Here is a 24,177-nt window from a genome sequence, read left to right as displayed (position 1 = left end):
CTGTTTCTTCGCAGTTGGCGCCGGCGCCGGTGAGTCGTTGATGGGTTCGGGCTCGCCGGTCTCGCGCTGGAACAGGATCGCCTCGTTGAGGGTGTCTTCGTCCAGATAGCCGTGTTCGAGCAGAATCTGCCCCAGCGGCTTGTGTTCATCGGCCTGGGCTTGCAGGGCCTTGGCCAGAATGGTGTCGTCGATGGCGCGCCACGACAGCAACAGCTCGCCCAGACGCAGGCGCTGTTGTTGCAGCTGGTCGGAGGAGGGGAAGTCGTGCATGGTCTTGTCCCAGACCAGCGCCTTGCCCAGGAACAGATGCCCCAGGTACAGACGCCAGGCCCGGGCAGCGGCCATGGCGTTGATGAAGTTGCCGATGATCATCCGTGGCCCGGACAGCAGCGCATGTTCCCAGCCGTACAGGCGGCCGACGAAGTAGGCGCGCTGTAGCAAGCGCAGGCTCAGCGCCAGGGTGTTGGCCCACATCAGGTCGAGCAGGCCGCTGTTGGGCGAGAAGGCAGAGGGGAAGAACACGTCCCAATGGCCGGTGGCGCTGATCGCCAGGAACACCAAATGCTGGGCGAGCAGCACGTAGGCCAGGATGGCGATGAACGAGGTGATCAAACCCTTGCGATCACGGAACAACAGGTACTTGGTGGCCAGCGAGCCGGCCCAGCCAACCTGGCTCCAACCCTGCAGGCCGATGCCCAGGGTCCAGCGCGCCTTTTGCCGGTAGGCGGTGCGGAAGGTGTCAGGGAAGTACTCCCGCACGCCCAGTGGCATGTGGATCGCTACCATCTTGTCCTTGCCGTTACCGAACCAGGTGGTGCGCTTGGCCACATAGTCGACCGGAAACTTGCCGAAGATCTGCTTCATCCCGCGCCGCGCCAGGCGCGCGCCGATGTCGTAGTCCTCGGTCAGGGTGTCGGTGTTGAACGGCTGGTTGTTGGTTTCTGCCGACAGCTCCAGCAGCGCCTTGCGCGAGAAACAGGTGCCGACGCCAGCAGACGGCACCATCCGCGACATGCTCTCGCGCACCACCAAGTCCTTGGTGTGCCACTCGGCGAACTCATCCATGTAGGTGCCCGCGACCAATTCGTACCAGTCGCGCTCAAGCGAGGTGACCGGCAGCTGGATGAAGTCGATGCGCGGCAACAGGTAGTTGAAGTAGTGCAGTTCCAGGCGGTGCAGCACGTCTTCGCTGTCATGCAGGATCACCCCGGCAAACGGCTCGGGCATGCGTGCATCCTGGGCGAAGATCGCCTGGATGATCCAGTTCAGGCAGTCGGCTTTGCAGGTTGGGCCGTCGTGCGGCACTTCTACCCGCACCAACTGGCGATAGCGGCGGCGCATGCGCTCGACTTCGTCGATGGTGCGCTGGTCGTTGCAGTAGGTGCCGACGAAAATGTAGTAGTTCTTGTAGTCGAGCGAGCCGACCATGTTCTCCAGCATCGGCGCGATCACGTCGTACTCCAGCCACGCCGGGATCATGATCGCCAGTGGTTGCTCGGGCTTGGCGCGCAGTTGCTCGACGGTCAGCGGCTGATAGCGTTTGCGCCGGATCAGCAGCTTGCGATAGAGCTGGCGCACCCAGTACCAGGCGTCGATGAACAGGTCATCGAGGCTGGACAGCAGGATCAGGATCCCGACTGCGGCAGTGACTACTTCCAGCACGTGGTAGTAGTCAGCCAGCAGGTAGGGCCAGTAGAGAGAGGACATGTCTGCGCGCGCCTACCGTTACTTGCCTTTGTTCTTCAGGCGCAAGTGACGTGCCAGTACACCGAGCAGCAACAGTACCAACAGGACCCCAGCCAGGGTCGGCAGCGCCCACACCAGCTGCTTGCGCCACTGATGGAACGGCGTGCCGTTGAGGTTGAGCTCAGGATCGGTGGTGTCCACCCAGGTCAGCGGGCCTTGCTCGCCAACCACCACGGCATTGCCTTGGGTCAGCAGGAACGGCACCTGCGGCACCATCGAACGGTCGCCCAGGCTGCTCCACAGCACGCCGTGCTGGCCTTTGGAGTCGACCACCGACAGCGTGCCCAGAGGTTGCGGGCCTTGCAGGTCCAGTGCGGGTTGCTCAGCACCCTGGGCTTGCAGGCGCTTGAGCTCCTCGACGCCCAGCAGCGGCTTGGCCCCAGGCAGTTCGACGTCAACCGCCAGGAACGGTTTGGCTGGCGTTACGGCGCCGCCTTCGGCCAGGACCAGTTCAGCCTGAACCGCCGACAGCGAAGCGGCACTGGCCAGGCGGATCAGCTTGCCCAGGCTCGCTACCGGCGTTTGCAGGGCGGTCTTGTCGGTGATCAGCTGCGACTTGCCAGCCAGCAATGGCAGCAAACCGATGAAGGTGCCATCGGGCTCGGCAGCGGCCGAGGTCAGGTAGCTGGTTGGCAATACGTTGACCGGATAGCCTTGCGGGATCTCGGCGCACTCAGGCGAAACCGGTTGGCGCTGGAAGCGCACTTGGACGGTGTTGGTCACGCCCAAGGCATAGCCTGGAACGCGCGCGGTGAGGCGCTCGGGCTGGCCATCGGCATCCATCTGCATGGCGTTGAGCAAAACGTTGTTCCACATCACCGAGGCCACTGGCGCGGTGCGCGAGGCGCCCGGTGCGGCGGCCAGGTCGAAGGTCAGCTCGCCAGGCATGCGACCATCGACCGACACTGCGCTGAGCGGGAAGGTTGCCGTCCATTCGCCACGGCTGACCACGTCGAAGTTGCTGTAGTTGCCGCCCAAGGTGCTCAGGCGCAGTTTGCCGCTGTCATTGCGCAGAGGCTCGCCTACACGGGTGATGTGTGCCGAGGGCGAAACCAGTACGTTGCGCCAGTGCGCGTCGAGCACGCCAGCGGCCTTGGCGCCGGCATCGGCGGCTACCGCAACCAGCGCCTGGCGGCCAAGGCTTGCCAGTTGCAGCTGTTGGCTTGGCACTGCACCGGCCGCGAGGCTGGCGCGTTGCTTACGCCATTGCTGCAGGGCGGCCAGGGCCTCGTTATCGCCTTGCAGCTGTGCGGCCAAGGCATCGAGCGCGGCATTGATTTGATTGACCAGCGCGGAGTCGGCAATGGCGATGTCGGCGTGGGTGGCCTGACCATCGAGCATCAGCAGGGCGCCCAACTCGGCTGGCGAGCCTAGCGTGTGCTGAGGTTTGCCGGCCAGCGCGGCGAACGCCGGGACCTGGCCCAGGCCGGCCGGAATCTGCACACCTTCCAGGCTGACGTGTTCACCCACCTGGGGCAGGGCGCGTACCTTGGCCCGGCGCGCACTGCGCTCCAGGGCTACGCCCATCCGCCAGGCGCTGTCGAAGCTGTTGCGCTCAAGGGCGCCACTGGCGATCAGGATCACCGGCTCAGCGGGCAGGGTGCTCCAGGCATCGGCCAGGCTGTTCAGCGATGCCATCGAGAAGCGGTAATTCAGGCGCGTCTCTGGCGACAGGGTAAGAATGTTGGCGGTTGGCCGCGGCGGGGCGCAGAAATCCACCGATACCGGCGAGCTCCAGTCGAGGCTGAGGTTAACGAAACCGTTGGCGTGACGACCGCTGTCTACGCGCAGGCTGCGGCTGATCTCGCCAGAGCCGAGGGTGACCCGCTCAGCAACTTGTGGCAGACCGTCTACCGACATGCGCAGGGTGGCAGGTTGCTGCTCGCCGCGAATGAACTCGCCTTTGATTTCCAGCCGCGCATCGCTGATGGCCACGCCCTTGGGTACCGGCAGGAAGAACGCTTGGCGATTGTCAGCCTGATCCAGCACCACTGGATTGGTGATACCCAGGTCTGCCAGCGAAACGCTGCGGCTGACCAGGTCCTGGCCGGCAATCGTTTGCAGGGCATCGCTGACCGGTGTCGCTTGGGCGACCAGCGGCGAGCTCAGTGCGGCAATCCACAGGGTATTTTTCATGCGGCGAGGAATGTGAATCAACGATCTATCTCTGCAAAAGTCCACAAGAACCTCTGGCGTCGGCCAAAGGGTGTACGCGATGGCGTACGCGCGCGGCGCGGCAAGCCGCCCGGCAGTGCTGGAGGAAGAGATTCAATCGGAGGACAGGAGTGTGTTGCAGGTCCCTGATTCACATCGACGGCGGGCCTTCATGCAGCGGGGCGCAACTCTCTAATATCAAAATGCCCATGTCAATATTTTGTTGTGTTTTGTAGGGCGAATCCGACGCAAGTCAAGATTCGCCCAAGATATGTCATTTTTATGACGCTACGAGTCATAACTTACTGACGTTCACTGGGGCAAAAACGGCTTAAATGGCCGACCTGTCAGTGCATTGACAATTCGTCCGCTTGCTTGACCATCACCGTAGGGGTTCACGCTGCGCGCTACCTGCTGGTAGAGCTGGTCATCGTCGAGGAAGCGCTTGACCGCTGCGGTGATGCGCTCGCTGCGGGTGCCGACCAGGCTCACGGTGCCGGCATCGACCGCCTCCGGCCGTTCAGTGGTGTCACGCATCACCAGTACCGGTTTACCCAGGTGCGGTGCTTCTTCCTGAACGCCCCCCGAGTCGGTCAGGATCAAGTGCGCGCGGCGCATGAACCAGACGAACTCGAGATAATCCAACGGCTCGATCAAGTGCACGTTGGGCTTGTCGGCCAAGGTCTGCATGACTACCCCGCGCACCTGCGGGTTGAGGTGCACCGGATAGACGATCTGAATGTCGTCGCGCTCGGCAAGCTCGGCCAAGGCTGCGCAGATCTGGCGGAAGCCTTCGCCAAAACTCTCTCGCCGATGGCCGGTAACCAGCACCAGGTGTCGGCTGGCATCCAGCCATGGGTAGCGGCTGGCGAAGCCTTCGCCGATGGCCGGCTGGCGTTCCAGCTTTTGCACGGTCAGCTCAAGAGCGTCGATCACCGTGTTACCGGTGACGAAGATCTCGCCGTGAAGGTTTTCCTTGAGCAGGTTGTCGCGAGAGGTGACCGTCGGCGCGAACAGCCAGCGGCCCATCACATCGACCACCCGGCGGTTCATCTCTTCCGGGAAGGGTTGGCTCATGTTGCCGGTGCGCAGGCCCGCTTCGACGTGGCCGATGGCGATGCCGCGCTGAAATGCCGCCAGGCAGCAAGCGGCAGCGGTTGAGGTATCGCCATGCACCAGCACGCAGTCGGGCTGGACGTCATCGAGCAAACTGTCGATACGCGTCATCAGCCGGGCGAACAGGCCATTGAGGGTCTGCCCAGGCACCATCACATCCAGATCGTGGTCGACGGGCACTTCGAACAGTTGCAGCACCTGATCCAGCATCTGCCGGTGCTGGCCGGTGCTGCAAACGATGCTTTGCACGCCTTCGGTCGCCGCGAGCGTTTGTACCAATGGCGCCATTTTAATGGCTTCTGGCCGGGTTCCGAACAGCGACAACACCTTCATCTGGAGCGCTCCACGTGAGATTTCAAATGGCCAGCACGCTATCAGATGTGCGGCGATTTTTCTGACATTTCCGCTGGACGTACACACGCTGGGCCAGTCATATCTATATTTCTTAAAGGTATTTAAATTATTTTTCTTATGCCTTTATAGTTGCTCCCACTGCGTACCTGCCGACCAATCGGCGCGCCGCACGACTTGAACCCACACGGGAGTCCCCCGTGCGTTTCTGATCGATGCGCGCCCTGAATGCCGCGCACTACGTGGGAGTGAGAAATGCCAGCCGCCTCTAACGCCTTGTCGGCCATCGACAGCGCACAGCCGCAATCCTTTGAAATTCGCCCGTTCTCCGGTGCCGTCGGCGCCGAGATCATCGGCCTGGACCTGGCCCAACCGGTCAACGCCGAGGACTTCAGCCGTATTCACCGCGCCCACCTGGATCACCACGTATTGGTGTTCCGTGACCAGCGCATCACCCCCGACCAGCAGATTGCCTTCAGCCGCCGCTTTGGCGAGCTGCAAATCCATGTGCTCAAGCAGTTCCTGCTGCAGGGCCATCCCGAGATTCTGATCGTCTCCAACATCATCGAAGACGGTCGCAACGTCGGCCTGGGCGATGCCGGCAAGTTCTGGCATTCGGACCTGTCCTATAAAGAACTGCCAAGCCTGGGCTCGATGCTGCATGCCCAGGAGCTGCCCAGTGAAGGCGGCGACACCCTGTTCGCCGACATGCACAAAGCCTGGGACGCAGTGCCCGAAGCCCTGCGCAAGGTGGTCGAAGGCCGCGGCGCCGCGCATTCCTACACCGCACGCTACTCAGAAACCAAATTCGAGGGCAACTGGCGCCCGACCCTGACCGCCGAACAGCTCGCGCAGGTCCAGGAAGTGATTCACCCCGTGGTGCGCACCCACCCGGAAAACGGCCGCAAGGCACTGTTCGTCAGCGAAGGCTTCACCACCCGCATCGTCGGCCTGCCGCAAGACGAGAGCCGCGATGTGCTGCAGCAGTTGTACGCGTTGAGCGTGCTCGAGCAGAACATCTACCGCCACCAGTGGCAGCCGCACGACCTGGTGTTCTGGGATAACCGCTCGTTGATCCACCTTGCCACCGGCTGCCCCGCGCACCTGCGGCGCAAGTTGTTCCGTACCACTATCCAGGGCGATGCCCCGTTCTGACGACTGAGGAAATTCATCATGCGTAGATCCATCAGCCGCCTGGCGGCAAGCATCGGCCTGGGCGCCAGCCTGGTCATCGGTACCTTGGCCGCACCCACTGCGGCCCAGGCCGAAGGCAAGATCCGCATTGCCGAGCAGTTCGGCATCGTCTACCTGCTGCTCAACGTGGTCCGCGATCAGAACCTGATCGAGAAACACGGCAAGGCCGAGGGCATCGACATCGAAGTCGACTGGGCGCAGTTGTCCGGTGGCGCGGCGATCAACGACGCGCTGCTGTCGGGCTCGGTAGATATCGCCGGTGCGGGTGTCGGCCCACTGCTCACCGTCTGGGATCGCACCAAGGGCCGGCAGAACGTCAAGGCGGTGGCCTCGCTGGGCAACTTCCCGTACTACCTGGTCAGCAGCAACCCTAACGTGAAGACCATTGCCGACCTGTCCGAGAAAGACCGCATCGCCGTGCCGGCGGTGGGCGTGTCGGTGCAGTCGCGCTTCCTCCAGTACGCCGCTGCCAAGCAGTGGGGCGACAAGGAATACAACCGCCTCGACAAATACACCCTGGCCGTCCCCCATCCGGATGCCACCGCCGCACTGCTGGCTGGCGGTACCGAGCTGAACGGGCACTTCTCCAATCCGCCGTTCCAGGATCAGGTGCTGGTCAACAAGAACGTGCACGTGGTGCTCAACAGCTATGACCTGCTCGGGCCCAACTCGCCGACCCTGCTGTTCGCCACCGAGAAATTCCGCAAGGACAACCCCAAGACCTACAAGGCCTTCGTCGATGCCTTGGCCGAGGCGGCTGAGTTCGCCCAGAACGACAAAGCTGCAGCGGCCGACACCTACATCCGCGTGACCAAGGCCAAGATCGACCGCGACGCGCTGATCCGCCTGATCGACAACCCGCAGTACGAGTTCACCGTCACCCCGAAGAACACCTACCCGCTGGCCGAGTTCCTCTACCGGGTCGGCGCGATCAAGAACAAGCCTGAATCGTGGAAGGACTACTTCTTCCAGGACCAACGCCCACTGCAGGGGAGCTGATTGCCAATGACCGCCCCATTGCCAGGCCACACGGCCAGCAACCTGAGCCGTGTCGCCACGCCAGCGCTGCTCGCTGTGGATAACTTGAGCCTCGAATACCGCACCGCGCAACGCGTGGTGCGCGCCACTCACCAGGTCAGCTTCGAAGTCGATCGTGCTGACCGTTTCGTCCTGCTTGGCCCGTCCGGTTGCGGCAAGTCGACCTTGCTCAAGGCCGTGGCCGGTTTTATCGAGCCCACCGAAGGGCAGATCCTGCTGCAGGGCCAGCCGATCAGAGGCCCTGGTCCTGACCGTATCGTGGTGTTCCAGGAGTTCGACCAGCTGCCGCCGTGGAAGACGGTCATGCAGAACGTCATGTTCCCGCTGCTGGTATCTGGCCAGCTCAAGCGCGCCGAAGCCGAGGAGCGCGCCTTGCATTACCTGGACAAGGTCGGCCTGGCGGCGTTTGCCGATGCCTATCCGCACACCTTGTCTGGTGGCATGAAGGCGCGCGTGGCGATTGCCCGGGCGCTGGCCACCCAGCCGAAGATCCTGTTGATGGACGAACCGTTCGCCGCGCTCGATGCCCTGACCCGGCGCAAGATGCAGGAAGAACTGCTGCTGTTGTGGGAAGAGGTGCGTTTCACCCTGTTGTTCGTCACTCACTCCATCGAAGAGGCGTTGGTGGTCGGCAACCGCATCCTGCTGCTCTCGCCCCACCCTGGGCGGGTGCGCGCCGAGGTGCATAGCCACCAGTACGATCTGGGCAGCCTGGGCGCCAGTGATTTCCAGGCCAGCGCTCGACGTATCCACCGTTTGCTGTTCGATGAAGCCCAGGAGCCTGCACAAGCCGCAGACCTGGGTTTCAACGATATCCGCATCGCCTACTGACAGGAGCTTGAGCCATGACCGCTACCCCTGCACGTCAGGAATACGAGGTGCAGCTGCAGCCGCTGCTCAGTGTGCCTCTGGAACGCCAACTGCCGCTGGTCCAGCGCCTGTGGCAGCAAGGTTGGCTGCGCAAGACGGTGATCCTGATTGTGTTGGCGCTGCTGTGGGAGATTGCAGCGCGCTACACCGATAACGACCTGCTGCTGCCCAGCTTTCTACAAACCGCTGTTGCCCTGTGGGACGGCATGCTCAGCGGCGAGCTACCGGCCAAGGTCGGCGTTTCGCTGATCGTGCTGCTCAAGGGCTACGTGCTGGGCATCGTGCTGGCCTTCGGCCTCACTAGCCTGGCGGTGTCGACCCAATTTGGCCGGGACTTGCTCGGCACCTTGACCTCGATGTTCAACCCATTGCCGGCGATTGCCTTGCTGCCGCTGGCGCTGCTCTGGTTTGGCCTGGGCGATAACAGCCTGATCTTCGTTCTGGTGCACTCGGTGCTGTGGGCGCTGGCGCTGAATACCTATGCAGGTTTTCTGGGTGTGTCCGAGACCCTGCGCATGGCTGGGCGAAACTATGGCCTGAAGGGTTTGCGCCTGGTGCTGCACATCCTGGTGCCGGCGGCTCTGCCGTCGATCTTGTCGGGTTTGAAAATCGGCTGGGCGTTTGCCTGGCGCACGCTGATCGCTGCCGAACTGGTGTTTGGTGCCAGCAGCGGCAAGGGCGGGCTGGGCTGGTACATCTTCCAGAACCGTAACGAGCTGTACACCGACAAGGTGTTCGCCGGCTTGGCGGTGGTGATCTTGATCGGCCTGTTGGTGGAAGGGCTGGTGTTCAATACCCTGGAGCGGGTGACCGTTCGGCGTTGGGGGATGCAGCGCTAGTCAGGTCTTTATCGCGGGGCAAGCCCGCTCCCTCGCCGCTCTCAGCGCTTGATGAAATCGGCGTGCGGGCTTGCCCCGCGATGAGGTGCGCACGAGTGATGCAGCTCTCAGGCCTGGTACTGGGCAGCTGCACTGCTCAAGGTCCGCCCGATCTCTTCACGCAGCGTCTGCGGCTGCTCCACCACCAAGCCATCGCCCTGGCTCAACAGCCACCAGCGCAGCGGCCAGCCATCGGTGACTGTGGCGCGCATCCGGTGCCCTTGTTCGAGCGCCGTCAGCTGCATATCCGCGCTCAACGGCGCCTCGCGCAGCTGGCGCGCGAGCCCATCGCTGACCCACGCCTGGATCTGCACCCCTGCGCCCTGCACGGGTTGCAGCGCATCATCACGCAAGAATCCCTGCAAATCGAAGTTGCCGCGCAGCTCGCCGACGGCGGTGGCCGACCAGTGCCAGCCAAACGGAATGCTCTTGTCGTTGCGCTCAAGCGGAAAGATCAGCGACAGCTCATTGAGGTCACGCTCGACCGTGCGCTTGCTGACGCTAAAGCCAACGTCGCGCAGGCGCCAGACCAGTTCGGCACTGGTAACGCCAGGGGAGCGGCTGGGCAATTGGCGCAGCAGCGCCCATTGACGGCTGAGGGTGGCGCGGGTGGTGGCGAACGGCAAAAGGTAACGTCCTTGTCTAGGCTTGCCGCAATAGGATGGCGGCACGAGCGGGGTATGGCAATTCGCCACACCGTGCTCAGATCAAGGAAGATGCATTTGGTTGCCTTCAATTAGATCGTTCGCGACAGGTTTCGTCGTGGCATCGCGCAGAATCACGCCTCAACACGGCTGCGGTCGGGGCTGTGTGTCGTTCAATGAGGATGAACATGTCTGCTGCCAGCAATATCCATTCGCTGCTCGCGCGTCTTCTGCCGGCGCGGATCGCCCCTGTGCCGGCCCGGCCGCGCCAGCGCCAACGGCTGTTCGCCGGGGTGGGCATGCCCAGCCAGCGGGCGCCGTTGGGCGAGCGCTTTGGCCTGGTCAGTCGCCTCGATGAAGCGGTCGACCTGCAAGCGGTGTACAGCGACCTGCGGCGCCTGGCCCTGGAGGGCAATGTGGCGGCGCTCAATGACCTGGGCTGGATCTGGCTCAATGGCAAGTACTGGATCGCCGATACCCAGTTGGCCGGGCACTTGCTGCGCATGGCGGCGTTGCAGGGGAGCGCTGCGGCGTGGTTCAACCTGGGTCAGCAGCACTATTTCGGCAAGGGTGTCGAGGTGTCCTACGAGCAGGCTGCCGAGTGTTATCGCCAGGCCTTCGAGCGTGGGATGCTGCATGCGGCGGCGGCCTTGGGCGATCTGTACGAAGAAGAGATCTGTGATGCCGAGCAGGACTGGCAGGTTGACTTGGTCGAGGCGTTGCGCTGGTTCATGAAGGGCGCGAAACGCGGTGAAGCGCGGTGTCGGTTTGAAGTGGGGTATCGGTTTTTACATGGCCTGTATGTTCAGAGCGATAGCAAGGCTGGGCTGTATTGGCTGGAGTTGGCTGCTGCCGCTGGGGTGATGCAGGCGGCTGAAGAGCTGGCGGTGCATTACAGCAGCCGGGATGCGGCGCGTTATCTGGACTGGCGGGATCAGGCGATCTTGATGGGCAGTAACTTGGCTTTGACCATGAAGCTGGAAGATCAGATTCAGCCTTGAGGTAGTCGGGGCCGCTCACATGAACAACATTTCATCCCGGCACTTCATCGCCCGCGGTTGACGACAGGGGGAGGGCAGGGCGTATATTGATAGTTAGCAAACTATGAATATCCTCGGTTCCTCACATGACGCTTGATGCACTGCACCTGAAAGTCAGCAGCGGCATGGTCGTGGCTGCGCGCCATTGGCGGCGCATCTGCCATGCCGCCTTGACTGGCTACGGCATCTCCGAAGCCTGCGCGGTGCCGCTGTTGATGATCGTCCGCCTGGGTGATGGCGTGCATCAGGTGGCGGTGGCCAACGCTGCCGGCCTGGAGAGCCCGTCGCTGGTACGCCTGCTCGACCAGCTGTGCAAGGCTGGCCTGGTCTGCCGCAGTGAAGACCCACTCGACCGCCGCGCCAAGGCCTTGAGCCTGACCGCTGATGGGCGGATCCTTGCCGAATCCATCGAAGCCGAGCTGGTGCGCCTGCGTCGCGAGGTCTTGCACGGCATCAGCCAGGCCGATCTGGAAGCCACCTTGCGCGTTATCCAAGCCTTCGAAGCAGCCGGCCAGGTCACCCCGGGCGGCTTTGCATGAACGGCTTCTTCAGCTCGATGCCCCCCGCGCGCGACTGGTTCTATGGCGTGCGGACCTTCGCCGCCTCGATGATCGCCCTGTACATCGCCCTGCTCATGCAGCTGCCGCGCCCGTACTGGGCGATGGCCACGGTGTACATCGTCTCCAGCCCGTTCGTTGGCCCGACCAGTTCCAAGGCGCTGTACCGTGCCCTGGGCACCTTGCTCGGCGCCGGTGGTGCGATCTTGCTGGTGCCGCCGCTGGTGCAATCGCCGCTGTTGCTGTCGGTCGCCATCGCCCTGTGGACCGGCACCTTGCTGTTCCTCTCGCTGAACCTGCGCACAGCCAACAACTACGTGCTGATGCTCGCCGGCTACACCCTGCCGATGATCGCCCTGGCGGTGGTGGATAACCCGCTGGCGGTGTTCGACGTGGCATCGTCGCGGGCTCAGGAGATCTGCCTGGGGATCGTCTGCGCGGCAGTGGTCGGGGCGATTTTCTGGCCGCGCCGGCTGGCGCCGGTGGTGGTCGGCTCGATGGGCAGCTGGTTCAACGAAGCGATCCGTTACAGCGATACCTACCTCGCCCGCGAAGTGGCTGCTGACAAGATCGGCGGCATGCGCGCCTCGATGGTCGCCACCTTCAACAGCCTGGAGTTGATGATCGGCCAGCTCGGCCACGAAGGCGCCGGGCCGCATACCTTGAAGAACGCCCGCGAACTGCGTGGACGGATGATTCACCTGCTACCCGTGATCGATGCCCTGGACGACGCCCTGGTAGCGCTCGAAGGCCGCGCACCCGCCCAGTTCGCCCAGATCCAGCCGCTGCTGGCCGAGGCGCGCCAATGGCTGCAAGCCAGCGCCGAAGACGCCTCGGCCAGCCGCTGGAGCGCACTGCGCGACAAGCTCGAACGCCTTCAGCCCAGCGCCGCCGCGCTCGATCAGCGCCCGGAACTGCTGCTGTCCAACGCCTTGTATCGCCTCACCGAGTGGGTCGATCTCTGGCAAGACTGCTGCACCTTGCAGCATGCCCTGCGCAACGACGACGCCACGCCCTGGCGCGCCGCCTACCGGCATTGGCGCCTGGGGCGCCTGACGCCGTTCTTCGACCGTGGCCTGATGCTCTACTCGGTGTTCTCCACGGTCACCGCGATCATCGTCGCCTGCGGCCTGTGGATCGGCCTGGGCTGGAACGACGGCGCCAGTGCGGTGATCCTCGCTGCCGTGGCGTGCAGCTTCTTCGCCGCAATGGACGACCCTGCGCCGCAGATCTACCGGTTCTTCTTCTGGACGCTGATGTCGGTGATTTTCTCCAGCGTCTATCTGTTCCTGGTACTGCCCAATCTGCACGACTTCCCGATGCTGGTGCTGGCGTTCGCCATACCGTTCATTTGCGTCGGCACCCTCACCGTGCAGCCACGCTTCTACCTCGGCACCTTGCTGACCATCGTCAACACCGCGACGTTCATCAGCATCCAAGGTGCCTACGACGCGGACTTCTTCACCTTCCTCAACGCCAACCTGGCAGGCCCGGTGGGGCTGTTGTTCGCTTTCATCTGGACCTTGCTGCTGCGCCCGTTTGGCGTGGAACTGGCGGCCAAGCGCATGACCCGCTTTGCCTGGCGCGACATCGTCGAAATGACTCAGCCGGCGACCTTGGCCGAGCAGCGTCAGGTCGGCGTGCAGATGCTCGACCGCCTGATGCAACACCTGCCGCGCCTGTCGCAAACCGGCCAGGACAGCGGCGTGGCCCTGCGCGATCTGCGCGTGGGGCTGAACCTGCTCGACCTGCTCGCCTACATGCCGCGCGTTGGCCAGCAAGCCCGTGAGCGCCTGCAAACGGTGATCGAGGAAGTGGGCGCCCACTACGGCCAATGCCTGCGCGCCGGTGAGCGCTTGCACGCCCCGGCTGCGCTGCTGCGCAACATGGAGCGGGCCCGCCAGAGCCTGGCCCTGGACGAGCTGCACGACCGGGGCGACGCCCGCGTGCACTTGCTGCACGCCTTGAGCGGCCTGCGCCTGGCGCTGCTGCCGGGGGTCGAGGTGATGCTTGAACCGAGCGAACAACCGCAACTGCCCCAAGGGATCGACGGAGCCCCGCTGTGATCGGTGAACTGGATATCAGCGGGGTGTTCCTGCCCACGCTACTGGTGATGATGTTCTGCACCTACCTGCTGTTTCTGGGCGTGCACGCCGTATTGGTGCGCCTGCATTTCTACCGCCTGGTCTGGCACCGGGCATTGTTCAACGTTGCCCTGTATGCCGTGCTGCTTGGTGCGGTGGATCACTTTTGCCGAAGCCTGATGCTGCCATGAAAAAACCTTTGTTGACCTTGGGCCGTGTGGTCCTGACCCTGTTGGTGGTGACCTTCGCGGCCGTATTGGTCTGGCAGATGGTCGTGTACTACATGTTCGCCCCCTGGACCCGCGACGGCCATATCCGCGCCGACGTGATCCAGATCGCTCCGGACGTGTCCGGGCTGATCCAGCAGGTCGAGGTGCGCGACAACCAGGTGATCAAGCGTGGCGATGTGCTGTTCACCATCGACCAGGACCGCTTCACCCTGGCCCTGCGCCACGCCCAGGCGACCTTGAGCGAGCGCCAGGAAACCCTCGCCCAGGCCGCCCGTGAGGCCCGGCGTAACAAGCAGCTGGGCAACCTGGTGGCTGCCGAGCAGCTGGAAGAGAGCCAGTCCCGCGAGGCCCGCGCCCGCTCGGCGGTCAACGAAGCCCAGGTCGCAGTCGACAGCGCCCAGCTCAACCTCGACCGCTCGGTGGTACGCAGCCCGGTCGACGGCTACCTCAACGACCGCGCGCCGCGTGCGCACGAGTTCGTCACGGCCGGCCGGCCGGTGCTGTCGGTGGTCGACAGCGCTTCGTACCACGTCGATGGCTATTTCGAGGAAACCAAGCTTGGCGGCATCCATATCGGCGACGCCGTGGACATCCGCGTAATGGGCGACGACACCCGCCTGCGCGGCCACGTGCAGAGCCTCGCTGCCGGTATCGAAGACCGCGACCGCAGTAGCGGCGCCAACCTGCTGCCCAACGTCAACCCGGCGTTCAGCTGGGTGCGCCTGGCTCAGCGGATTCCGGTGCGGATCGCCTTCGACGAAGTGCCGCAAGACTTCCGCATGATCGCCGGGCGTACCGCCACGGTATCGATCATCGAGGGCCAGCGGCCATGAAACAGCTGATCCTGGCGGGCCTGAGCCTGTCCCTCAGTGCCTGCATGATGGTCGGCCCGAACTACGAGGTGCCCAAGGACGCCGCCGTGCAGCGCAGCGATCTGAACGGCCCGCTGCGTCAGGATGCCGATAGCGTGGTGTCGGCGCCGGTCCCTGAGGACTGGTGGCAGCTGTACCAGGATCAGCGCCTCAATCAACTGGTGCGCCAGGCCCTGGGCGCCAACACCGAGCTGCGCGTGGCGGCCGCCAACATCGCCAAGGCCCGCGCCCAGCTCGAGGTGGCCGAGGCGCAAGGCGGCTTCAGTGGCGGCGCCAAGGTGGCTGCCCAGCGTCTGCAAGAGTCGGGTGAAGCGTTCTTGTTGCCGGAGAAAGTGCCGGTGGCCAACATCGGCGAGGCGATCCTCAGCGCCTCCTATCAGTTCGACCTGTGGGGCACCTTCAAGCGCGGCACCGAGGCGGCCCAGGCCAACGCCGATGCCGTACAGGCTGCTGCCGACACCGCCCGCATCACCCTGGTGGCCGATGTAGTCAAGGCCTATACCCAGGTGTGCTCGGCCAACGAGGAATACCACATTGCCCGCGAGTCGCTGGACTTGCAGGAGCAGAGCGTACAGCTCAACCAGCGCTTGCGTGATGCGGGGCGGGGCGATGAGACCCAGGTCACTCGTTCGCAGACCCAGTTCAAGTCGCTGCGCGCTGAGCTGCCGCGCTTCAAGGCAGAGCGCGAGGCCGGTCTGTATACGCTCGCGGCGTTGCTCGCCAAGCCAGTCGAGCAGTTGCCCGCTGGCACTGCCGATTGCGCCGAGCTGCCGCACCTGGCGCAGCTGATTCCGGTTGGCGATGGCGCCGCGCTGCTCAAGCGCCGGCCGGATGTGCGTCAAGCCGAGCGTCAGCTGGCGGCCGCCACTGCGTCGATTGGCGTGGCCACCGGCGCGCTGTACCCGAATATCAGCATTGGCGCCCAAGTGGGCACTATCGGCATCCTGGAAAACCTCGGCGAACCTTCGACCAACCGCTGGGGCTTCGGCCCGTTGGTCAGCTGGACCATTCCCACCAACGGCACCCGGGCACGGATCCGCGAGACCGAGGCGTCGACCCAGGCGGCCTTGGCGCATTTCGATGGCGTGGTGCTCAACGCTATTCGCGAGACCCAGACTCGCCTGGCCCAGTACAGCGCTTTACTCGATCGGCGCGACGCCTTGCAAGAGGCTGAGCGTTCGGCGAAAGAAGCTGCGGACCAGACCCACCGGTATTTCCAGGCAGGGCGAGAGTCATTCCTGGCGGACTTGCAGGCGACCCGCGCCTATACCGACATGCGCGCACAGTTGGCGGCGGCCAATAGCCAGGTGGCGATGGGGCAGATTGGTGTGTTCCTGGCCTTGGGTGGTGGTTGGAAGGATACTGCGACCAGACAGTGAGATACTGGGGCCGCGTTGCGGCCCTTCGCGTGCAAGCCCGCTCCTACAGGGACATGCGGTACCTGGGGGGCGGGGCGCCGAATCGCTGCGAAGGGCCGCACAGCGGCCCCGGCAATCTCAAGTCAGCGCAAAATCCGCGCCGGCTCATCCGCCGGCAAATGGCTTTGACCCACCGGCCGCTCTGGCTGCCCAGGTACTTCAGCCCCTAGCTGCTCAGCCAGCTGTTGCGCCACGTCCATCCCCAGCGCCTTGGACACCTCACGCACCACCCGTGGGCGGTTGAGGGTCACGCGCGCATCCTGGCTTTTCACCAGCTTGGTGTCCTGCCCCTCACCCATGGCGGTGAACGCCGACGTGATCTCATAGGTGCTGGTGTTGATCAGGCTGAAATCAGCCACCACGCTCAAACCAAGCACCGCCGAGTAGCTGTCGGTATGGTCCAGCGCAGTGACGTCACGCTGGAAGTCGATATCCGACAAGGTGCCGAACAGCACATAGTCGGCGCCGGGGAACGCGCCGTTCTTGATGCGCTCGATCACGTCGTACACGTCTTCGCTGGACGAGGCCGTGTAGGGCTTGCCCTGGACCAGCTGGAGCATCCCGCCCTTGAGAATCTCGCCCTTGATGTCGCCACCAAAGCTACGCAGCTCGCTCTGTTCGATGTAGCTCTTGTTGCTTTGGTACTCGCTGTAGCTCGACGAGTGACTAGCGTTGTACGGGCTCGACTGGCCGCTGTTGTGAGCGTTGACGCTGTGGATGTACTCCTCCACCTGCGCCTGGTAGGCGAGGTCGGTGACCGCGACCTTGGGGGCCGCTTGCGCGCAAACCGCGCAAGCCAGGCCGATGACTGCCATCCATGTACGCATCGCTTAGCGCTCCGTGGTCTTGCGGATTTCTTTTTCGTCCATCCATTCAGCCAGGCCGCTTTCGACGTCGACCAGTTGCAGGCTGAACTTGTAGAACACGTCCTTGTAGTCGCTGCTGCGCTTGACGATCGAGCTGATCGAGCCTTCCAGACGGTACTTGGCGGCGATCATGTTGCCGGTCTTGGCCACGGTGTTTTTCTTGTACAGACCGCTCTGGTTTTGCAGCTTGAGCTGATCGACCTGGCTTTGCATGTCGGTGTTGTCGCTGGCGAAGCGCGCCACGCCGGTTTTCAGCAGCTGGGTCTTGATCGTGGTGGTGATCTCGCGAGTATCGATGTACTCGCTGGTCTTGTTCTTCACGTCATACACCTGCACCACCGGGCGGCCATGCAGCACGCCGGACTGGGCCAGCGAACGGGTCATGCTCTCGGCGATCATCTGCAAGTCGGTGGAGCCGAATTCGTTGGTGATCAGTTCCACGGCCTTGCTGTCGCCGTAGCTGATGTTCTTGCCACCGAGGACGGGCGACGGAGTACTGCAGCCGCTGACCAGGGCGATGGCGAGGGCGGCGAGGGTAATACGTGCAAACATCAAAACTGCTCCTGAGAAAAATTACCGGGTGTGGACTTCGAGGCGAAAGTCCGTCGCCTGGGGAAGCGGGGCGATGGCTGGTAGTACGCTGGCCTGCTTGCCATACAGGGTGAGGGTCTTCCAGCTTTCCGCGTCGGCCACCGGGAAGCCGTCGTCGCCCAACCAGGCGAAGCGGTAGTACAGGGTCTGGTTGCTGCGGCTGGTGTTGTTGACGCCGACCTTGACGGTGAGGAAGCCGTTTTCGCGGGCGACGCGCATCGGGCCGAGGTCGAAATCATCGAGCTGGCCCATGGTCACCACCTTGCTGGCGGCGCTGTTGGGGTCGGGAGTCGATGTGCAGCCGGCGAGCAGCGCGGCGGCGAGCAGGGCGATACAGGTAAAGCGCATGTTCGATCCTTGAGGTTACTTGAGGCTGGCGAGCGCCTGCGGCTGGGCCAGGGGGACAACGTGTGCGGCGGGGCCGCTGGCAAACACCTGGCGGCCAAGCACGCGCAGGCTGACCACCTGGTAGGGGCGGTCGATCTTGACCATGACCTGGCTGGCGCCGAGGCCCGCTGGCAAGTTCAAACGATGCTCGCCCGGCGCCAGGCGAACCCGCGCCACTTGGGTTTCATTGGGCAGGGTGCGCCAGGTGCGAGTGTCGGCGCTCTCGGTCACCGCCGAGAGGATGCCCACGATCAGGCCGGCCAGGGGGTTGGTTTCGTTCAATTCCTTTTGTGCGACCACCCGGCTGGCGGCGCGCACGCTGGTGCGCAGGATGATCCCCGGCATGTCGTCGCGCAAGGCCCGGCGCGACATCGCGCTGGTGCTGTTGAGGGCGGTCAGTGGCACGGCCTGGTCGTTGAGGGTGATTTGGCTGAAGTAGGTGGTGGAGGTGTCCTCCTTGACCACTGGGAACGACAGCGGAGTGATCACCAGGTTGTCCTTGATCACCAGCGGCAGCGGGATATTGATCGAGCCACGCGCGGGGGCCAGACCGCTTTGCACCACGATCAGCACATCGCTTTCAGCGCTGCTGGCGCCGTTCTTGTCCAGGTCGAGCAGGGCTTGCTCCAGCAACGGCGTGTTTGGCCGCAGCTCGGCGGCCTTGCGGTAACCCGGTGCTGCCAGGCCTTTCTCGCCGAGGGCTTCATAGACGAAGCCGGCCAAATAATGGCTGAAGGCGCTTTGGTAGCTGTTTTTCAGACTGACCACCTCGGGTGCGTCGAGGCTGGCCACCGGGTAGCCGTGCAGGTCCTTGAGCTCGGTCTTCACCCCTTGCTGTTCGGCCTGCTCCTCGCGCTTGAGGTATTGCCGGTCACGTAGCTCGGCGATCACCGCTTCGCGTTCGTGGGTCTTCTTGATCTCGGTGCGGGCACCGTCGAAATCGTTCATGGCCAGCAGGTTGAGGGCCATTTGCGTGGTCAGCATGACCTTCTCGTAGTCATAGCCTTCGTAGCGGCGAACCTTGTCGTTGACCAGGAAGCTGCCGAATTGGCTCAGGTACTTCTCGGTGTCGAGCTTGACTGACTCCTCCCAGCCCAACACCACGCCATCGGCGGCGCGCCAGGCTTGTTGGCTACCTTGCAGGTCGCCCTTGGAGCGCAGCAGCTCACCTTTTTCGAAGTAGTAGAGCAGGTCTTTGCTTTCGCCTTTGTTGTTGCTTTCCAGCAGCTCCAAGGCGGCGTCGACGTTGCCAGCAGTCAATTGCTGGTTGGTTTCCTGAAGCTCGCTGTCGTAGCTGCGAAACACGGCGCAGCCGGTCAATTGCAAGGCGGCAAGAATTACCACAACGGTTAGGGCGCGGGTGACCATCGGTGTTCTGATTCCCTGAGTAGATGGACGGCGACGGACGCTAGTGGCCGAATGATTGTGAATGGCTACTAGCGAAGGCGCGGCATTATACGTGCAGGGTGGCGATACAGTGGCTAAATGATTCTCAATTTTTTTGTAGGTCTTCGAGGCCGGAAGGCCGCCGCAACTGTTACAAGATTTTTCATGAAATCCGCCAGCAAACCTTGAGCAGTGGCAATTGGAAGTGAACAATGTTCTCTTTCGTATTCCCCGAGACTGGTCATGACTTCCCGCCCCCGTTTGCTCGCCTGGCTGCTGTGGCCGGTGCTGGCGCTGTGCAGCACCCTGGCGCTGGCCGAATCGCCCACCGAGGCAACCAAGGCCTTGCACCTGCTCGACTACATCGGCGCCGACTACCCACCGACCGTGCATGACGGCAAGGTGCTGGACGACGGTGAATACCGCGAGCAACAGGAGTTCAGCGCACTGCTGGCGGACCTGGTCAAAGGCCTGCCCGCGCAGGCCGAGCGTGCAGCCCTGGAGCAAGGCGTGCAGACGCTGCGCCAGGCCATCGACCAGCGCCAGGACGGTGCCAGCGTGGCTCGCCAGGCGCGTCAGCTAGGTGCTCGCCTGGCAGTGGCCTATGAGGTCAGCCAGGCCCCGGTAATCACCCCAGACCCTACTCGTGGTGCTGCGTTGTATGCGCAGAACTGCTCGATCTGCCATGGCGACAGCGGAGCGGGCGATGGCCCGGCCGGCGTGGGCCTGGAGCCGCCGCCGGCCAACCTGCGCAATGCCGAGCGCTTGGATCAGCTGAGCTTGTTCGATCTCTACAACACCCTGGGCCTTGGCATCGAAGGCACCGAGATGCCGTCGTTTGCCGATCAGCTCGATGAGCGCCAGCGTTGGGATGTGGCTGCCTATGTCGCCAGCTTCACCGCCGAGCCGCAGGCGGCCAAGGGCGACCAGACCTGGAATCTCGCCGACCTGGCGCGCCAGACCCCAGCGGAAGTCGCCGCCAGTGAAGGCGCTGCAGCACTGCCGGCGTTTCGCGCCCAGCGCGCCCAGCCGCCGCAGGTCAAACGCGGCCCGGCGCAATTGCTCGAGTACACCGCCAGCACGTTGGACAAGAGCCTGGCGGCCTATCGCGAAGGCGATCACGACCAGGCCTACGACCTGTCGGTGGCCGCTTACCTGGAAGGCTTCGAGCTGGTCGAAAGCTCTCTGGACAACATCGATAGCCAAGTACGCAAGGACACCGAAAAGGCCCTGATGGGCTATCGGCAGTCGCTGCAGGATGGCTTGCCCGTCGAGCAGGCCGAGCAACGCTTAGCCGAGGCCAAAACCCAGTTGGCCGAGGCCGCCAAGCTGCTCGGCAGCGATGGCCTGAGCTGGTCGCTGAGCTATATCTCCGGTCTGCTGATCCTGCTGCGTGAAGGCCTTGAGGCGATTCTGGTACTGGCGGCAATCCTGGCCTTCTTGCGCAATACCGGCCAGCAATCGGCAGTGCGCAGCGTCAACGTCGGCTGGGGCCTGGCGCTGGTCGCAGGCTTTGCCACCTGGGCCTTGGCGGCCTATGTGATCGATGTCGGTGGAGCCCAGCGCGAGCTGCTCGAAGGCTGCACTGCGCTGTTCGCCAGCGTCATGGTGTTGTGGCTGGGCGTGTGGATGCACGACCGCCGCCACGCCGCGGCCTGGCAGGACTACATCAAGAGCAGCCTGCTCAGCGGTGGCGGGCGCTTTGGCTTTGCCATGCTGGCGTTCTTCTCGGTGTACCGCGAGCTGTTCGAAGTGATCTTGTTCTACGAGACCTTGTGGCTGCAGTCGGGGCCCGCTGGGCATAACGCGGTGTTGGCTGGTGGCGCCACGGCGCTGGTGCTGCTGGTGGGATTGGCCTGGGTGATTCTGCGTGGGTCGGCCAAGCTGCCGCTGGCGCTGTTCTTCAGCATCAATGCGGCGCTGCTGTGTGCGTTGTCGGTGGTGTTTGCCGGGCATGGCGTCAAGGCGCTGCAAGAGGCTGGGGTGCTGGGCACGCGGCCGGTAGCGTTCTTCGAGTTCGATTGGCTGGGGATTCATGCCGATGCGTATTCGCTGGCGGCGCAGGTGGTGGCGTTGACGGCGATCGTGATTCTGTATGGGCGCTCGCGCTTGGCGGAAAAGCGCCGTGCTGCAGCCAGCTGAGGGCTACTGAGTCTGCGCCGGCCTCATCGCGGGCAAGCCCGCTCCTACAGGGGGCTCACTGGGCCTGTAGGAGCGCGCTGGTCCCGCGGATCTGGCACTATGAATGCCTTGTCTGAAGCAATGGAACACCCGCAATGCGTATATGGATCGATGCCGACGCCTGCCCCAAGCAGGCCAAGGAGCTGATCGTCAAATTCGCCCTCAAGCGCAAGCTGGAGGTGGTGATGGTCGCCGGCCAGGCGCAGATCAAGCCGGCGTTCGCCTGTGTCCGGCTGATCGTGGTCCCCAGCGGCCCGGATGCAGCCGACGATTACCTGGTCGAAAACGCCGTGCCGGGTGAGCTGGTGATTTGCAGTGATATTCCCCTGGCCGACCGCCTGATCAAGAAAGGCGTGGCCGCACTCGACCCGCGTGGCCGCGAGTTCGATGAGCGCAACATGGGCGACCGGTTGGCTGTGCGAAACCTGTTTACCGAGCTGCGCGAGCAGGGCCAGGTCAGCGGTGGCCAGGCGCCGTATGGCGAGCGCGAGAAGCAGGAATTCGCCAATTCCCTCGACCGCATCCTGACCCGTTTGTCCAAAGCCTAGCCACCCGCATCGTGCAGCGCGTTGCGCGGGAGCTGCATTGCGTGGCCGCGGCAATGCGTGGGGGTGGGCTTGCATTCGGGCTTGTATGCAGGCTTGCGTGGGGGTGGGGCTTGCATTCGGGCTTGTATGCAGGCTTGCGTGGGAGCGGGCTTGCCCCGCGATAGCCTCCTCGCCCCCACGCGCACTCGGCTGCTTAATTGTCACCTTCGTGAGTCAGCTCCAGCACCCGGTCCACCAGCTTGTAGATGCCACCCGCCGCTTCACTGATCGATTTGGCCAGCATATAGGCCGGCGTAGTTACCAGCTTGCGCTGGGTATCTTCGACGATGTCGTGCACGTCGCACTCTTCATGGGTGCCGCCCATCTTCACCACCGCCGCGCTGGTGCCGGCATCGTTACCAATGGTGCAGACCACGCCTGGCCCGTATATCTTCGCCGCCAAGGCAGGCGAGATGCAGATCAGCCCGACCGGCTTGCCGGCCTCGGCAAAGGCTTCAGCCAGGGCCAGGACATCTGGCTGCACGGTGCATTTGTCACCTTCTACGGCAAAGTTGGAGAGGTTCTTCGCGGCACCAAAGCCACCCGGCACGATCAGCGCATCGAAGTCTTTGACATCGGCTTCGCGGATATCCTTGACCTCACCACGGGCGATGCGCGCCGACTCCACCAACACGTTGCGTGTCTCGGGCATCTGTTCGCCGGTCAGGTGATCGATCACGTGCATCTGCGCGATGTTCGGCGCAAAGCACTGTACCTGGGCACCGCGCTGGTCGAGGCGCAGCAGGGTGATCACGCTTTCGTGGATCTCAGCGCCGTCATAGACGCCGCAACCGGAAAGAATCACCGCAACTTTTTTTGTCATGCTCATTACTCCAGTGTCGAGGCGCTAAATGTCCTCTAGTTTGGCAGATGTGGCCATAGGGGTTGCTGTGGGGCGGGGCTAATCTGTCTGGGTAACGCCTGAGATCGCTGCCCATGGACCTGATTCTGCTGGCCGTGCCGTTTTTCTTCGTGCTGATCGCGGTGGAGCTGATCGCCGACTTTGTGCGCGGTCAGCGTAACTATCGTCTGGCCGACTCGATCAACAGCCTCAGCACCGGGGTGCTGTCGACCAGCACCGGGCTGTTGACCAAGGGAGTTGGGCTGGTGACTTACGCACTGGCCTGGGAGCACCTGGCGTTGCTGCGTTTGCCTGGGCAGGCCTGGTGGGTCTGGCTGCTGGCGTTTGTGCTGTACGACTTCTGCTATTACTGGCTGCACCGCCTGGGCCACGAGCGCAATGTGCTGTGGGCTGCGCACTCGGTGCATCACCAGAGCGAGGAGTACAACCTGACCACCGCCCTGCGCCAGACCAGCAGCGGCTTTATCTTCTCGTGGATCTTCTACCTGCCCCTGGCGTTGCTCGGCGTGCCGCCGCTGGTATTCATCACCGTGGCGTCGCTGAACCTGCTGTACCAGTTCTGGGTGCACACCCGGCACATTCCCAAGCTGGGCTGGCTCGAATGGGTGTTGATCACGCCGTCCAACCATCGCGTTCACCATGCGCAGAATCCACAGTACTTGGATTGCAACTATGGCGGCGTGTTCATTCTCTGGGACCGCTTGTTCGGCACCTTCCAGGAAGAAGACCGGCGTGAGCCGGTGATCTTTGGCGTGACCACGCCGCTGGCCAGTTGGAATCCACTGTGGGCCAACCTGCAGTCCTATGCCCAGTTGTGGAACGATGCCCGGCGCACGCGCAATGTGTGGGACAAGCTGCGCATCTGGTTCATGCCCACCGGCTGGCGTCCGGCCGATGTCGCGCAGGCTTATCCACAGGCCAAGCAGGACCTGGCCAGCTTTCGCAAATTCGAGATTCCCTTGGGCCAGGCGCAGCAGGTGTATGTCGCCGCGCAGTTCGTGGTCTACGTGGCATTGGGCAGTTACCTGATGGAGGTTGCCGAGCAGGTCAGCAGCACCGCCCTGGCACTGGGCTGGACAGTGATGGCGTTCGGTTTGTTCGTGCTGGGCGTGGCCCTGGAGAATC

The 24,177-nt window shown here is 63.5% G+C and carries 20 protein-coding genes and 2 pseudogenes; 13 read left to right on the top strand and 9 right to left on the bottom strand.

Going from position 1 to position 24,177, the window contains the following annotated elements:
• Positions 1-60: 60 nt before the first annotated feature.
• The 3 genes and pseudogenes from ACF8K2_RS06040 to wecB all read right to left on the bottom strand — a co-directional run.
• Positions 61-1,707: pseudogene (locus ACF8K2_RS06040) on the bottom strand (glycosyl transferase family protein); the annotation flags it as partial.
• Between the two features lie 18 nt (positions 1,708-1,725).
• Positions 1,726-3,882 carry a hypothetical protein gene (locus ACF8K2_RS06035; RefSeq protein ID WP_392463891.1) on the bottom strand — a complete coding sequence of 719 codons (2,157 nt, stop codon included), beginning with the start codon at positions 3,880-3,882 and terminating at the stop codon, positions 1,726-1,728.
• A gap of 330 nt (positions 3,883-4,212) precedes the next feature.
• Complete coding sequence (gene wecB, locus ACF8K2_RS06030; RefSeq protein ID WP_392463890.1) at positions 4,213-5,349, bottom strand: non-hydrolyzing UDP-N-acetylglucosamine 2-epimerase; 1,137 nt, start codon at positions 5,347-5,349, stop codon at positions 4,213-4,215.
• Positions 5,350-5,622: 273 nt separating this feature from the next.
• On the opposite strand from wecB, the gene ACF8K2_RS06025 reads away from it, so the two are divergent.
• From ACF8K2_RS06025 to ACF8K2_RS06010, 4 genes are read left to right on the top strand one after another with little or no spacing between them, the layout of a single operon-like run.
• A complete protein-coding gene (locus ACF8K2_RS06025) occupies positions 5,623-6,522 on the top strand; it encodes a TauD/TfdA family dioxygenase (RefSeq protein WP_186555808.1) in 900 nt (299 codons plus the stop codon).
• Between the two features lie 18 nt (positions 6,523-6,540).
• Complete coding sequence (locus ACF8K2_RS06020) at positions 6,541-7,560, top strand: ABC transporter substrate-binding protein (protein ID WP_392463889.1); 1,020 nt, start codon at positions 6,541-6,543, stop codon at positions 7,558-7,560.
• A gap of 6 nt (positions 7,561-7,566) precedes the next feature.
• Positions 7,567-8,430, top strand: coding sequence for an ABC transporter ATP-binding protein (locus tag ACF8K2_RS06015; RefSeq protein ID WP_392463888.1), 864 nt, complete (start codon positions 7,567-7,569; stop codon positions 8,428-8,430).
• A gap of 14 nt (positions 8,431-8,444) precedes the next feature.
• A complete protein-coding gene (locus ACF8K2_RS06010; RefSeq protein WP_392463886.1) occupies positions 8,445-9,308 on the top strand; it encodes an ABC transporter permease in 864 nt (287 codons plus the stop codon).
• A 107-nt stretch (positions 9,309-9,415) separates the two neighbouring features.
• On the opposite strand, the gene ACF8K2_RS06005 is transcribed toward ACF8K2_RS06010, so the two are convergent.
• Entirely contained in the window at positions 9,416-9,973 is a 558-nt protein-coding gene (locus ACF8K2_RS06005; RefSeq protein WP_186555812.1) for a WYL domain-containing protein, read from the bottom strand.
• A gap of 206 nt (positions 9,974-10,179) precedes the next feature.
• On the opposite strand from ACF8K2_RS06005, the gene ACF8K2_RS06000 reads away from it, so the two are divergent.
• From ACF8K2_RS06000 to ACF8K2_RS05975, 6 genes are all read left to right on the top strand, one after another.
• Entirely contained in the window at positions 10,180-10,992 is an 813-nt protein-coding gene (locus tag ACF8K2_RS06000; protein WP_186555813.1) for a tetratricopeptide repeat protein, read from the top strand.
• A gap of 125 nt (positions 10,993-11,117) precedes the next feature.
• Positions 11,118-11,570, top strand: coding sequence for a MarR family winged helix-turn-helix transcriptional regulator (locus ACF8K2_RS05995; protein ID WP_186555814.1), 453 nt, complete (start codon positions 11,118-11,120; stop codon positions 11,568-11,570).
• The gene (locus ACF8K2_RS05990) at positions 11,567-13,654 is read left to right on the top strand and encodes an FUSC family protein (protein WP_392463884.1); all 2,088 of its coding nucleotides are present in this window, start codon (positions 11,567-11,569) and stop codon (positions 13,652-13,654) included. The genes ACF8K2_RS05995 and ACF8K2_RS05990 overlap by 4 nt, the downstream gene beginning before the upstream one ends.
• Complete coding sequence (locus ACF8K2_RS05985; protein ID WP_054902446.1) at positions 13,651-13,863, top strand: DUF1656 domain-containing protein; 213 nt, start codon at positions 13,651-13,653, stop codon at positions 13,861-13,863. The genes ACF8K2_RS05990 and ACF8K2_RS05985 overlap by 4 nt, the downstream gene beginning before the upstream one ends.
• On the top strand, positions 13,860-14,735 hold the full coding sequence (locus tag ACF8K2_RS05980; RefSeq protein WP_186555816.1) for an HlyD family secretion protein: 876 nt from the start codon (positions 13,860-13,862) through the stop codon (positions 14,733-14,735). Before ACF8K2_RS05985 ends, ACF8K2_RS05980 begins: the two co-directional genes overlap by 4 nt.
• Positions 14,732-16,153 carry an efflux transporter outer membrane subunit gene (locus tag ACF8K2_RS05975; RefSeq protein WP_392463883.1) on the top strand — a complete coding sequence of 474 codons (1,422 nt, stop codon included), beginning with the start codon at positions 14,732-14,734 and terminating at the stop codon, positions 16,151-16,153. The genes ACF8K2_RS05980 and ACF8K2_RS05975 overlap by 4 nt, the downstream gene beginning before the upstream one ends.
• A gap of 122 nt (positions 16,154-16,275) precedes the next feature.
• Here the strand turns inward: ACF8K2_RS05975 and ACF8K2_RS05970 are convergent, their stop codons facing one another.
• The 4 genes from ACF8K2_RS05970 to ACF8K2_RS05955 are packed head-to-tail and all read right to left on the bottom strand — an operon-like array spanning position 16,276 to position 19,404.
• On the bottom strand, positions 16,276-17,019 hold the full coding sequence (locus ACF8K2_RS05970; RefSeq protein WP_392463882.1) for a penicillin-binding protein activator LpoB: 744 nt from the start codon (positions 17,017-17,019) through the stop codon (positions 16,276-16,278).
• A 3-nt stretch (positions 17,020-17,022) separates the two neighbouring features.
• Positions 17,023-17,610: a penicillin-binding protein activator LpoB gene (gene lpoB / locus ACF8K2_RS05965; RefSeq protein ID WP_392463880.1), complete on the bottom strand. Its 588-nt coding sequence runs from the start codon at positions 17,608-17,610 to the stop codon at positions 17,023-17,025.
• Between the two features lie 21 nt (positions 17,611-17,631).
• Positions 17,632-17,997 (bottom strand): YcfL family protein, encoded by a 366-nt coding sequence (locus ACF8K2_RS05960; protein WP_392463879.1) that lies wholly within the window; start codon positions 17,995-17,997, stop codon positions 17,632-17,634.
• Positions 17,998-18,012: 15 nt separating this feature from the next.
• Complete coding sequence (locus ACF8K2_RS05955) at positions 18,013-19,404, bottom strand: COG3014 family protein (protein ID WP_264236842.1); 1,392 nt, start codon at positions 19,402-19,404, stop codon at positions 18,013-18,015.
• A gap of 261 nt (positions 19,405-19,665) precedes the next feature.
• Between ACF8K2_RS05955 and ACF8K2_RS05950 the strand changes: the two genes are divergently transcribed.
• Positions 19,666-21,564 (top strand): FTR1 family protein, encoded by a 1,899-nt coding sequence (locus ACF8K2_RS05950; protein ID WP_392463877.1) that lies wholly within the window; start codon positions 19,666-19,668, stop codon positions 21,562-21,564.
• A gap of 134 nt (positions 21,565-21,698) precedes the next feature.
• Entirely contained in the window at positions 21,699-22,151 is a 453-nt protein-coding gene (locus tag ACF8K2_RS05945) for a YaiI/YqxD family protein (RefSeq protein WP_186555823.1), read from the top strand.
• A gap of 193 nt (positions 22,152-22,344) precedes the next feature.
• On the opposite strand, the gene elbB is transcribed toward ACF8K2_RS05945, so the two are convergent.
• Positions 22,345-23,013: an isoprenoid biosynthesis glyoxalase ElbB gene (gene elbB / locus ACF8K2_RS05940; protein WP_186555824.1), complete on the bottom strand. Its 669-nt coding sequence runs from the start codon at positions 23,011-23,013 to the stop codon at positions 22,345-22,347.
• 113 nt (positions 23,014-23,126) lie between these two features.
• Here elbB and ACF8K2_RS05935 point away from each other — a divergent pair.
• A pseudogene (locus ACF8K2_RS05935) lies at positions 23,127-23,753 on the top strand (sterol desaturase family protein); the annotation flags it as partial.
• Positions 23,754-24,177: the final 424 nt, after the last annotated feature.

The organism is Pseudomonas sp. xss_2 (genome assembly GCF_043104195.1).
Lineage (GTDB): Bacteria > Pseudomonadota > Gammaproteobacteria > Pseudomonadales > Pseudomonadaceae > Aquipseudomonas > Aquipseudomonas urmiensis.
The sequence above is the reverse complement of the archived record's forward strand: the minus strand, read 5'-3'. Positions and strand labels throughout refer to the sequence as shown.

What these genes read in the sequence shown, in the direction of transcription:
- ACF8K2_RS06035 (WP_392463891.1), bottom strand. Translation starts at nt 3,882, where the DNA reads ATGAAAAATACCCTGTGGATTGCCGCACTGAGCTCGCCGCTGGTCGCC.
- wecB (WP_392463890.1), bottom strand. Translation starts at nt 5,349, where the DNA reads ATGAAGGTGTTGTCGCTGTTCGGAACCCGGCCAGAAGCCATTAAAATG.
- ACF8K2_RS06025 (WP_186555808.1), top strand. Translation starts at nt 5,623, where the DNA reads ATGCCAGCCGCCTCTAACGCCTTGTCGGCCATCGACAGCGCACAGCCG.
- ACF8K2_RS06020 (WP_392463889.1), top strand. Translation starts at nt 6,541, where the DNA reads ATGCGTAGATCCATCAGCCGCCTGGCGGCAAGCATCGGCCTGGGCGCC.
- ACF8K2_RS06015 (WP_392463888.1), top strand. Translation starts at nt 7,567, where the DNA reads ATGACCGCCCCATTGCCAGGCCACACGGCCAGCAACCTGAGCCGTGTC.
- ACF8K2_RS06010 (WP_392463886.1), top strand. Translation starts at nt 8,445, where the DNA reads ATGACCGCTACCCCTGCACGTCAGGAATACGAGGTGCAGCTGCAGCCG.
- ACF8K2_RS06000 (WP_186555813.1), top strand. Translation starts at nt 10,180, where the DNA reads ATGTCTGCTGCCAGCAATATCCATTCGCTGCTCGCGCGTCTTCTGCCG.
- ACF8K2_RS05995 (WP_186555814.1), top strand. Translation starts at nt 11,118, where the DNA reads ATGACGCTTGATGCACTGCACCTGAAAGTCAGCAGCGGCATGGTCGTG.
- ACF8K2_RS05990 (WP_392463884.1), top strand. Translation starts at nt 11,567, where the DNA reads ATGAACGGCTTCTTCAGCTCGATGCCCCCCGCGCGCGACTGGTTCTAT.
- ACF8K2_RS05980 (WP_186555816.1), top strand. Translation starts at nt 13,860, where the DNA reads ATGAAAAAACCTTTGTTGACCTTGGGCCGTGTGGTCCTGACCCTGTTG.
- ACF8K2_RS05975 (WP_392463883.1), top strand. Translation starts at nt 14,732, where the DNA reads ATGAAACAGCTGATCCTGGCGGGCCTGAGCCTGTCCCTCAGTGCCTGC.
- ACF8K2_RS05970 (WP_392463882.1), bottom strand. Translation starts at nt 17,019, where the DNA reads ATGCGTACATGGATGGCAGTCATCGGCCTGGCTTGCGCGGTTTGCGCG.
- lpoB (WP_392463880.1), bottom strand. Translation starts at nt 17,610, where the DNA reads ATGTTTGCACGTATTACCCTCGCCGCCCTCGCCATCGCCCTGGTCAGC.
- ACF8K2_RS05960 (WP_392463879.1), bottom strand. Translation starts at nt 17,997, where the DNA reads ATGCGCTTTACCTGTATCGCCCTGCTCGCCGCCGCGCTGCTCGCCGGC.
- ACF8K2_RS05955 (WP_264236842.1), bottom strand. Translation starts at nt 19,404, where the DNA reads ATGGTCACCCGCGCCCTAACCGTTGTGGTAATTCTTGCCGCCTTGCAA.
- ACF8K2_RS05950 (WP_392463877.1), top strand. Translation starts at nt 19,666, where the DNA reads ATGACTTCCCGCCCCCGTTTGCTCGCCTGGCTGCTGTGGCCGGTGCTG.
- ACF8K2_RS05945 (WP_186555823.1), top strand. Translation starts at nt 21,699, where the DNA reads ATGCGTATATGGATCGATGCCGACGCCTGCCCCAAGCAGGCCAAGGAG.
- elbB (WP_186555824.1), bottom strand. Translation starts at nt 23,013, where the DNA reads ATGACAAAAAAAGTTGCGGTGATTCTTTCCGGTTGCGGCGTCTATGAC.